The sequence below is a fragment of the [Flexibacter] sp. ATCC 35208 genome (assembly GCF_001975825.1).
GTDB lineage: Bacteria > Bacteroidota > Bacteroidia > Chitinophagales > Chitinophagaceae > Chitinophaga.
Window position 1 is genome coordinate 1 of sequence record NZ_MTKN01000115.1, and the last position, 10,225, is coordinate 10,225.

Below are 10,225 nucleotides of genomic sequence, written 5' to 3' on the forward strand. Positions count from 1 at the left end.
ATCGGAGATATTTCTCTGGGCAATGATACGACCATCTGTATCGGTCAGACCCTGACACTGAGTGTAGATGCCGGTACCGGCAACAGCATCAGATGGCAGGATGGCGCTACAACAGCAACGTATGTAGTGACAGCGACCGGATACTATAAAGTGACTGTTTACAATGATTGCGGTACCGTAACCGACGACATCACAGTTACTTACAAACAATGTGAAGCGAAGCCAGACTTCCCGAATGCGTTCACACCTAATGGTGATGGTAACAACGATACGTTCAAACCTCACGTAAACGGTCCGATGTATGATTACGATCTGCGCGTCTTCAACCGTTGGGGCCAGGTAGTGTTCCTGAGTAAAAGCCAGACCAAAGGGTGGGATGGTAGATTCCAGGGATCACTGGTAGATGTAGGAACATATGTGTATCTGTTGAGCTACAAGAATACGGCAGGTGGAGAGACGAAAATAGTGAAAGGTGAAGTGACCGTATTAAGATAAGAGAAGTGTAAAGTAGAAATAGGCTGAAGGCGTCCCGGAGTACCCACCGGGGCGTCTTCCCTTTTTATAGGCATCGTTAAACTATTCGTCATTCTTGTTGTCTGTAAAAAACAAATTATAAAATAAAAAGTTCCTGTCGGTTCCGGCAGGAATTTTTTATTTCATGGCTTCGCAGGCCCTCTGCTTCTGACTTGGGTAGGAGCACAGGGCGCGTCAAAAACTAATGAAATCATTTTTCATTACATTTGTCCAAATGAGTAGAATGCTGTGGAATGAACGATACACGAAAGGCCTTCCTTCATTGGACATACCAGATCCTTATTTTATTGGCATGTATGAGCAGTTTCCTGCTGGTGGAAGGGCTTTGGATCTGGCGGCTGGTAGTGGCAGGCATACGTTGTACCTGGCCGAGAGAGGGTGGGAGGTGACGGCGGTAGATTTTTCGGATGTGGCGATGGAGCAGTTAAGTTTGCGTGCGGAGGGGTTGAAGGTGAAGACAGTGTGTGCGGATTTGTCTGCTTTTGAAATTGCGGACAAATATGATCTCATTGTATTGTATTATTATTTTGATGTGGCGATATTTCCGGCTATTATCGATGCGCTGAAACCTGGTGGGGTGCTGATTTTGAAACTGGCGATTGAGCGTGCAGACAATGAAAATATATTACCCTTATTGAATGAACTTGAGTCGCTCAATTATAGCCAGCGCCCAGTAAAACACAGGGGCGTGGCAGAAGGTCTTTTTAAAAAAATATAAAAGCCCTGTATTCATTCACGAATACAGGGCTTTTATATTTTATTGTTTCAGGATCTTCACAATCTTCTGACTACCATCTTTGCGGTCTATTTTGATAATGTAAACACCAGGTACCAATGAAGATACATTGATGTTTGTGCCAGGATTGGTTACCTGCATAATCGCATGTCCGCTGATGTCGAAAACACTCATGGTTCTGATCTTATCATTATTACGGATATACAGCTGGTTGCTGACCGGGTTAGGAGACAGGGTCACCGTAGTGTGCGTGTCTTCTGTAACATTGCTAGCAGCAGCTACTCTTGCGCCGGAAGTACTGGTAATGGTCAGGTAATTAAAGTTGAAATTACCAGTAGCAGTGGCAATACCGATACTGTAAGTACCAGCAGGCAGAGATACAGTATGTGCTACATTGGACCATACCTGCCAGCCACCTGTATTAGGAATGGTGACAGTGCCCAGTTGTGTAGCTCCAGCATCTTTTTCAAGGCGCAGTGTATTGCCGGAAGAGGTACTAGCTACACGATAGTCTACTACATAAGAACCGGTAGCGGGGATTGTTACTTCATAACTCAGCCAGTCACCTGCATCAATATAACCTACATTCAGTCCGCCACCTGCATCGCTGGTGGTTTCTGTCTGTACGCCTGACATGTAATTGTAGTTCTCTGCTTCGATCTTGATAGACGTAGTGCTGCTGGTCGTTTCAACTTTTAGAGAAGATGTAGAGTCGTTGAAGTTGTTGTCTACCAGACATGCGTCATCAGCTGTGAAGCTAGCTGTAGCACCACCAAAATTATCATTCTTGTACAGGGTTACTTTATAACCTGAGCTTACTTTCAGAGAGGAGATATCGTCATTCAGAATACCCAGTGCATTCAGCTGACTCAGGGTATAAGTACCTGTGCTCAGACCTACTGCATAACCAGCGTAGTTACAATCTTTGTAGACGGTCACCGGGCTGTTGGAAGTAAGGCCGGCAAAGCCACCGATGGTAATGGTAGCGCGGGTTGGAGAAGGTGCATTGATGGTAGAAGACTGATTGAAAACATCGTCGTAGCAGAACGCATACGTCAGACTATTAAAGGTGATGTCGCTACGGTGCCAGAACTTACAATACCAGTTGTAAGGAGCGGTCTGGTAATAAAGTGATGGCGTAGAGAAATCCTGTGTCACGCCAGTGGCCTTAGTCAGGTCAATTGCATGACGATTGATAGCAGCGCAGATCTGTGCCTGTACTACTTTGTCCCACTGACCGCCGCTGGCCATCACGCCACTACCTTCCATTACTTCGATCTGGGAAGGTTTGGCAGAGATGGTGCCTACAGCGCCATCGGAACTTCTTGTGAAGGTGAAGGTACTACCTGACACTTTACCACTCCATGTACCTGCATCACCTGCATTGAAGATCAGGTTACCGCTGGTGTACTTGGACCAGATAGCATCTACATAGGAGCCAAAGTAGCTGGCCTGTGCACCGCCTGATTGCCATGCAGTGGTTTTGGAAGGGAAGTGGATAATGCCGTTGGTCGCATCGTAGCAACCGGCAAACTCAGTAGGCGCGGTAGTCTGCCACTGATTGAGGATGTAACTGTGTGTGACAGTTTCCCCTACTTTTTGATAGAAGCTGCTGTTACCCCATACTTCGAGGCCCATTGGGTATTGGTACGCATCTACACGCGTAGTATTTACCCACAGACCATTAGACGCGTTTGTCAGCTCAATGTTCTCGTAACGGATGCCCTGGTTGGGATCGGTTGGATTAGCGAGATTGGGTGCTGCATAACCGCTGGGAGAGCCGGAAGCGCCGAAGAAATAAAGGTACAGCTGTGAGTTGAAGGAGATCAGGATACGACAACCAGCGATGCCGGGAACGTTGACCACCTTGTTTGGAATTTCACTCAGCTTTGCGAAGCAGGCGGCGTATTTGCCGTTGCCACCGGGGCCGTAGTTTCCATTGATGACAGGACCTGATACTGTATTATAAGACGTACTCATAGGATTGACTGCGCCTGTTTTGGGGTCAATCCATACGTGATTGTCATTGATAATACCAATTACAGCAACATAGACGTTGGCATCTGTGTAAGCAGAATTGTTGTACAGGGTAAAGGGAACCGTGGTTTGGGCATGTACAGTGGTTCCAATAGACATGGAAAGGCCAAGCAGTACGACCAGGCGGGTACAAAAGACCCTGAGGGAAAAGAAAGGTCTGATTTTCATAGCGATTATAGGTCTTAATTTTAAAGAACTTGTACAAAGGTAGTTTTTATTCCGAAAAACCAAATACTGCTTATTTTTACGTGATAAAAGTCATGGAATGAATAGGGGTGCAGTCATCAATGCGTTTTTTACAGCAGTGAATACTTACTATTCTTTAGAGAAAGCTGTCATGCTGGCATTGGAGAAGCGGTTACGTATATGGGGAATTCCGGCTGGTACAAATTACCTTTTTGCGGATGAGATGCCTGTGTTTATCTCATACATTTATCAGGGACTTTTTCTTATTAATTTCAGTATGAAAAAAGAAATTCGGGGATTAAAAAATTCTTTCCTGAAGCAAACATTTATTACATCTACATTGGTGGTAGGGGTATTATAGTTTGCTTTTGTGCCTTTGGATATTCCTTAATTACCTGCTATGGAGAATCTGTACAATGTGGAAGTGGTTCGATGTATAGTCAGATGTTGCACAGCTGGGGTTTACACCGCAGGATTTTATAATTTCGTGTGGAACGGGTGATCCGTTTTTTGTATATTTAAAGCATGAAAAGCAGGCTGTTTGTTTTATCTGTTTTATTGACCAGTCAACTTGCCATCGGCCAGCATTCCAATAGAAAGATCCTCCACCTTGTGGATGACAGCACCTTGACGAGATTAGTCATTCCCGATAGTGCACTTACCTGCCATGCCGATGCCCTCTACTATTCCTTTGAATTAGGAGATGGCAAGCACCACACCGGATAGGATATTTACTGGTTTGCGCCGGAAATAGATGGCTCCTACAGATTATCAATTACACAAAAGCAGCTATACCTTTATTCCGGTCATGACAATCCGAACCCCAACTACTTATATTGGTTGGTCTGCATTACCCCTAATCAATACAAACTAATCAACAAAAAGATAAAAAATTCCAAAGTACTATTTGGCAAACCCTATGGTGGTTTTTATCCTTATTACTGCGTAGCCTATAAAGAAGCCGTGCCTGAAAATCTGTATGCTACCTTACAGCGCCTGATCACTTTGTTCAACAGCGGTCTGCCTGCCATGGAGCAAATTCAGTTAATCAGTAAGGATGAATTTGAAAAAATAAATCCTGTCCAGTTGATTATGAATGATGAAGAAATAAACGAGGTGCCCGCGGATGAGGAAGTCAGTACACCTTCTTAGCGGTATCCGAAATCCTGAAAGTCAGGTTAATTCTTGCACCAATCTTTCTGCTGGTCTTTGGCACATGGTGTTCATAAAAATCCTGCATTGTTTTACCCATCAGCAAAAAGCTGCCGTGTGTGAGCGGTATATCCAGCGGCAGCACATCTTTTCTCGTCTTATGTCTCACTTTAAATAATCGTGTCTCGCCAAAGGTCACCGAGGCAATTGGATGATGTATGCCATCTGCAGGTAGCGTATCGCTATGCCATGCGACGGAATCATTGCCGTCTCTGTAATGATTTAACAATACCCTGTTAAAATAAACCCCACAGGCAGCTTCTACTTTCATTTTGATATCCAGTAGCTCTTGTGTCCATTCCAGCCCATTTTCACCCCCGTAATAAGCAATTAAGCGTGGATCTGGCAGTATCCTATCATACATCTTTCGGTTATGCTGTTTCCAGGGGGTATTTTCTTTCAGGAGTTTAAAATAATGGTCTGATTCATTTTTAGGAAAAAACTGCTCCCGCAGTTCGAGGGTAGTATCCGGCAGGGCATAGTTAATGTACCTCACTTTTCCCTGATCAAACAGCTCATTGTCTTCAAAAAGTAGCATAGTTTACAAAAATACTAAAAATATTAGCAAGCTGTTGTTTCACTCATATTTAGGAGACCTATCAGTAAAATAAATAATTTTTGAACAATTATTAATGAAAATCAATATGTTTCCACATCTACGTTGGATAATAATATTCATAAAATAACTGTTTTAAAATAATTTTAATATAATATTAAAATTTAATACTTTTGCCGCGGGTAGGTCCAGTTTATAACCTTTCGTAAGTAGGATGGAATCCCATTTCTGACAATGTAGTTTTGGATGAATAAAAAACGTTCGGCGATCTTCAATTCCCCATTTTCCCTCTGAATACTTAACGATAAGTTATACCCTGTACCTAACTATTTTAACGGCTATCTGTAAGGGACGCCTATCTCTATCTTTATGAAGAATACATTATTGTTAAGCTTCGGCTTATTGCTTTGTTCGTTGATGACATTTGGTCAAATGCCGACCAGTCCATGCAGCCCCAGCGGTGGAAAAAAGGCAGACATTTTGAGCGTAGAAGCTAAATACAGAGCCCCCGGAGGTGCTGCCCCTGTTTTTACTATTCCAGCAGGGACTTCTTCCATCAATGTGTATGTTTCTTCCGAGACCGGTATCACTACAAGTAGTGATAACCCTCAGGGAGACGAGGACTTCATCAATATCAGTGCTGTGATTGACATCTCAGGAGGGACGTCATCCGGTTACGTGAATGTGGCAAAGAATACGAATACTGATGGTTCGGGAACGAATGTGTATGGGTGGCAGAAAGTTGCCCTGGGCAGTTTTATCCCTGCCGGAAGCAAGGTAGGTGATGCCACACCAGCAGACCTGAACAATGTGAAGTTTACAATTTCCGGCAGCACGCTTACCATCACAGAGACTGTTACGACAACGCATTCTTCTTATTATGTAGAATATTGTTCCCCTTATAATAATTCACTGACTCCACTCGATCCCCAGGTAAAAGCGTTATTGCATGGTACAGGTACTGCTAATACAGACCTGGTTATTGCCATTCCAACTGGTACCAATATTATCAGTATCCAGGGTAAGGGTACCAATTCCAGTTATACCGACCTGAATTCAAGTTCCGGAACAGAGGAAGGTTATTCCAATATGCGCTTTACCATCGACCTGGATGCGGGTTTGACGGATGGCGTAATTACTTTGGCGAATGGTGGTTCTGTTGACAGAAGATCGACTTATGTGATCAATAACCTGTCCAGTGCATCCACCATGAGCTTCCTTTCATCATCAGCGATTACGGGTGATTATTCCACCAAACTGAGCACCGCCGGTGCGGTAGGGGTATGCAACCCGCAGATGTACATCTCAGGAACGAACCTGGTCATTAAGCGGGATGCGAATTATGCCCGTGACTTTGACGATGCATTTGTCGTAGAATTTTACAAAAGAGTAGGACAGGGGATGAGTGCGGAATTCTTCAATACTGATTTTGCATTTATAGCCAAGGGGACCAGTTCTTCAGCAGGAGTTGCCAAAACATTTACTATTCCGCTGGGTACAACCTCCATGTACCTGAATGAAACGGGTAACGCGGTGAATACCGATCGTGAAAGTAATGAAAACTCACTGGCAGGATATGCATACATTGATCTGTCAACAAGTACAGCTACGGGCTATTTTTATCAGCAGGTGGGTTTGGATGGTACTACCAGGAGAGATGACAACTTTGCTTTTAAAAGTGTACCACTGGATGGAACCAGTGCGCGGAACCATGCGAATACAGTAGGTTATAAGGGTAATTATGGGTATGATATTTCATTTTCCCTCTCAGTCGATAAAACCACGCTAACGGTTACCAATAAAACTGGTCTGGCCAATCCGGATTACCAGATCCTGGAATCCATGGATTATTATGGGGCCCGACCGGATATTGCATTTAACGCTGCCGATATTTCATTTGCAAAAGGTAGCTCCTGTAATATCGTGAGGGCGAGTGTGGAAGTGTGCAACCCGGGCGCGGGCAATGCCAGTGCAGGAATGCCAATTTCAATATATCACGGGGATCCTACCACGGATCCCGCTGCTATTTTATTGTATACCGGTACTTTCAACCAGACGATCCTGCAGGGAGAATGTAAAACATTTACCTATGACATGGATCTGAGTGCATTTGATAACCTGGATTTCGACGTCACCCTGATCATCAATGACAATGGTAGCTTTGTAAGTGGTGGGGTAGGACATGCAGTGGGTACGCCTTTTACATTATCATCGCTGGCTAATCAGAATTCGGGGTTTAAAGAGTGTTACTTCGAAAATAACCTGATCACAAAGGCCATGGATGTCAATAATTGTCCGAAGGCGAACCTGGATGCGGATAACAGTTCAGGTGCTACGGGCAAATATAATTACCTGAATTATTTCAATGCGGGTGGTGCAGGTGTGAAGATCACAGATACAGATCTGAGTATCGTAGATTATGATGGAGATAATATGGTGAAGGCGGTGATTACGCTCACGAATGTGTTGGATGCGGGGAGTGAAGAATTGTACATCAATGGTACATTGCCAGCAGGTATTACTGCAACCGGCAGTGGTACAAGTACAATCACGCTGACGGGATCTGCTTCACAGGCGAGTTATATTGCTGCGCTGAAACTGATTGAATATAGAAACAGCAATAGTGCGCCGAATACAACGAACCGTATCATCACCACAACATTGAATGATGGTACAGAAACAGGGCCGGCTTCTACTACAACGATCGTCATCACAACAGATCCGCGTATTAATGTAACAGGTAATGGTACATTGATCAATGACAATAGTGGTACGGTGACGACGGTAGATGGAACTGACTTTGGCACACTGACGACGGGTACGATAACAAATACATTTGTCATCAACAACGTGGGTACCGGGGTGATTAACCTGACAGGTACACCGAATGTGGCGATCAGTGGTGATGCAGGCTTTACCGTGAGTGCGCAGCCATCAGTTTCCTCAATAACAGCGGGTGGCAGTACGAGCTTTACGGTTACTTTCAATGCTGCTTCTTATACAGTAGGTACTTATGTGGCAGTAGTGCGCATATTGAATAATGATGCGGATACGGGCCGGGCAGATTATTCCTATACTGTCATGGCGACAGTCAATAACTTACCGGTAGTGACGAATAGTACGGTGACAGGGGTGGAAGATAATACCCTGGCATTTACGGCGACTAATTTTACATCACAATATTCAGATGCGGATGGTACAGCGTTGAATAAGATCCGAATTGTCACTTTGCCATTGAATGGTAGTTTCCGGTTGAATGGGGTGGTGATTACAGCAGGACAGGAGATTCTGGCTTCACAGTTGGGGAATATCACGTTTATTCCGACGGCCAATTGGAATGGAACGACCAGTTTTGACTGGAGGGCGTCAGATGGAACTTCTTATTCAACAGCGGCGGCGAAGATGACTATTGTGATTACAGCGGTGAATGATGCGCCGGTAATTACAGTGCCGACGAGTATTGCGGTAACTGAGGATATTCCGGCTTCATTGAAGGATATATCGTTTTCGGATGTGGATGCGGGTACGGGTAGTGTGACGGTTACTTTTTCTGTGCCGGATGGATATGTGAGTGCGGTGTCGGGATCTGGTGTAGTGGTGAGTGGTACGGGTAGTGCATTGGTATTGACGGGTACGATTACGGATATTAATGCATTTTTGACTGCGAATAAAGTTACTTATTCTTCATCACAGAATCCACCTGCAACGGTTACATTGACAGTAAATATCAATGATAATGGGAATACTGGTTCAGGGGGTGCAAAGCAGGATACGAAGACAGTAACATTGGGAATTACAGCGGTAAATGATGCGCCGGTGGCGGTGGATGATGTGCTGACTATATTGGAAGATAATGTAGGTACCGGGAATGTATTGACAAATGATACAGATGTAGAGGGAAATACGTTGACGGCTAGTGTGCAGACAGGTCCTGTGCATGGAACGATTGTGTTGAATACGAATGGTAGTTATACTTATACTCCGGTGTCGAATTATAATGGGGTGGATAGTGTGAAGTATAGTGTGTGTGATAATGGAACGCCGGGTATGTGTAGTGTTGGTACACTTAGAATTACGGTGACTCCTGTGAATGATGCGCCGGTGGCGGTGGATGATGTGCTAACTATATTGGAAGATAATGTGGGTACGGGGAATGTATTGACAAATGATACGGATGTAGAGGGCGATGCGCTGACGGCTAGTGTGCAGACAGGTCCTGTGCATGGAACGATTGTGTTGAATACGAATGGTAGTTATACTTATATACCGGCGGCGAATTATAATGGGGTGGATAGTGTGAAGTATAGTGTGTGTGATAATGGAACGCCGGGTATGTGTAGTGTTGGTACGCTTCGTATAACGGTGACTCCTGTGAATGATGCGCCTGCTGGGGTTGATCAGAATATTACTACAGCTGAAGATGTAGCTTATAATGGAAATGTGGTGGGTTCAGACGTGGATGGAGATGCGCTGACTTATAGCAAGGCTTCTAATCCGTCTCATGGTACGGTTACAGTAAATACGGATGGTACTTATACTTATACACCTGGTTTAAATTATAATGGTACGGATGCGTTTACTATACAGATCAGTGATGGCCATGGTGGTACGGCGATAGTAACGATCAATATAACAGTTACGCCGGTAAATGATGCGCCGACTGGTTCTGACCAGAATATTACGACAACAGAGGATGTGGCTTATAATGGAAGTGTGGTGGGTTCAGATGTGGATGTTGATGTGCTGACTTATAGCAAGGCTACTGATCCAGGGCATGGTACAGCAACGGTCAATGCAGATGGAACATACACTTATACGCCAGCAACCAACTACAATGGTCCTGATAGCTTCACAATCGGGATCAATGATGGTAATGGCGGTACTGCAACAGTAACCATCAATATCACCGTAACAGCGGTAAATGATGATCCGACAGGTGCGGACCAGAATATTACTACAGCTGA

Annotated in this window: 8 protein-coding genes; 6 read left to right on the plus strand and 2 right to left on the minus strand. The window is 44.4% G+C overall.

All coding sequences use genetic code 11. From position 1 onward, the window contains the following. Together BW716_RS33490 and BW716_RS33495 are read left to right on the plus strand one after the other, a co-directional pair. Window positions 1-495 (plus strand): gliding motility-associated C-terminal domain-containing protein (locus BW716_RS33490; RefSeq protein WP_179091385.1); only part of this gene is annotated, 495 nt, incomplete at its 5' end. Window positions 496-748: 253 nt separating this feature from the next. Further along, window positions 749-1,252, plus strand: a complete 504-nt coding sequence (locus tag BW716_RS33495) for a bifunctional 2-polyprenyl-6-hydroxyphenol methylase/3-demethylubiquinol 3-O-methyltransferase UbiG (protein ID WP_179091386.1) — start codon at window positions 749-751, stop codon at window positions 1,250-1,252. Between the two features lie 39 nt (window positions 1,253-1,291). On the opposite strand, the gene BW716_RS33500 is transcribed toward BW716_RS33495, so the two are convergent. Further along, a complete protein-coding gene (locus tag BW716_RS33500) occupies window positions 1,292-3,475 on the minus strand; it encodes a beta-1,3-glucanase family protein (protein ID WP_083730417.1) in 2,184 nt (727 codons plus the stop codon). 97 nt (window positions 3,476-3,572) lie between these two features. Between BW716_RS33500 and BW716_RS33505 the strand changes: the two genes are divergently transcribed. From BW716_RS33505 to BW716_RS33515, 3 genes are all read left to right on the plus strand, one after another. Further along, the gene (locus tag BW716_RS33505; protein ID WP_083730418.1) at window positions 3,573-3,854 is read left to right on the plus strand and encodes a hypothetical protein; all 282 of its coding nucleotides are present in this window, start codon (window positions 3,573-3,575) and stop codon (window positions 3,852-3,854) included. Between the two features lie 164 nt (window positions 3,855-4,018). Further along, window positions 4,019-4,219, plus strand: coding sequence for a hypothetical protein (locus tag BW716_RS33510; protein ID WP_083730419.1), 201 nt, complete (start codon window positions 4,019-4,021; stop codon window positions 4,217-4,219). A 114-nt stretch (window positions 4,220-4,333) separates the two neighbouring features. After that, on the plus strand, window positions 4,334-4,645 hold the full coding sequence (locus BW716_RS33515) for a hypothetical protein (RefSeq protein ID WP_083730420.1): 312 nt from the start codon (window positions 4,334-4,336) through the stop codon (window positions 4,643-4,645). On the opposite strand, the gene BW716_RS33520 is transcribed toward BW716_RS33515, so the two are convergent. After that, window positions 4,629-5,243: an alpha-ketoglutarate-dependent dioxygenase AlkB gene (locus BW716_RS33520; RefSeq protein ID WP_083730421.1), complete on the minus strand. Its 615-nt coding sequence runs from the start codon at window positions 5,241-5,243 to the stop codon at window positions 4,629-4,631. The two genes, BW716_RS33515 and BW716_RS33520, sit on opposite strands and share 17 nt — an antisense overlap. Window positions 5,244-5,630: 387 nt before the next feature. Here BW716_RS33520 and BW716_RS33525 point away from each other — a divergent pair. After that, on the plus strand, window positions 5,631-10,225 hold a 4,595-nt coding region (locus BW716_RS33525; protein WP_143709188.1), incomplete at its 3' end, for an Ig-like domain-containing protein.

Bases quoted from the DNA above. Each gene is read 5' to 3' on its own strand.
- BW716_RS33495 (WP_179091386.1), top strand. From the start codon at position 749: ATGAGTAGAATGCTGTGGAATGAACGATACACGAAAGGCCTTCCTTCA.
- BW716_RS33520 (WP_083730421.1), bottom strand. From the start codon at position 5,243: ATGCTACTTTTTGAAGACAATGAGCTGTTTGATCAGGGAAAAGTGAGG.
- BW716_RS33510 (WP_083730419.1), top strand. From the start codon at position 4,019: ATGAAAAGCAGGCTGTTTGTTTTATCTGTTTTATTGACCAGTCAACTT.
- BW716_RS33500 (WP_083730417.1), bottom strand. From the start codon at position 3,475: ATGAAAATCAGACCTTTCTTTTCCCTCAGGGTCTTTTGTACCCGCCTG.
- BW716_RS33505 (WP_083730418.1), top strand. From the start codon at position 3,573: ATGAATAGGGGTGCAGTCATCAATGCGTTTTTTACAGCAGTGAATACT.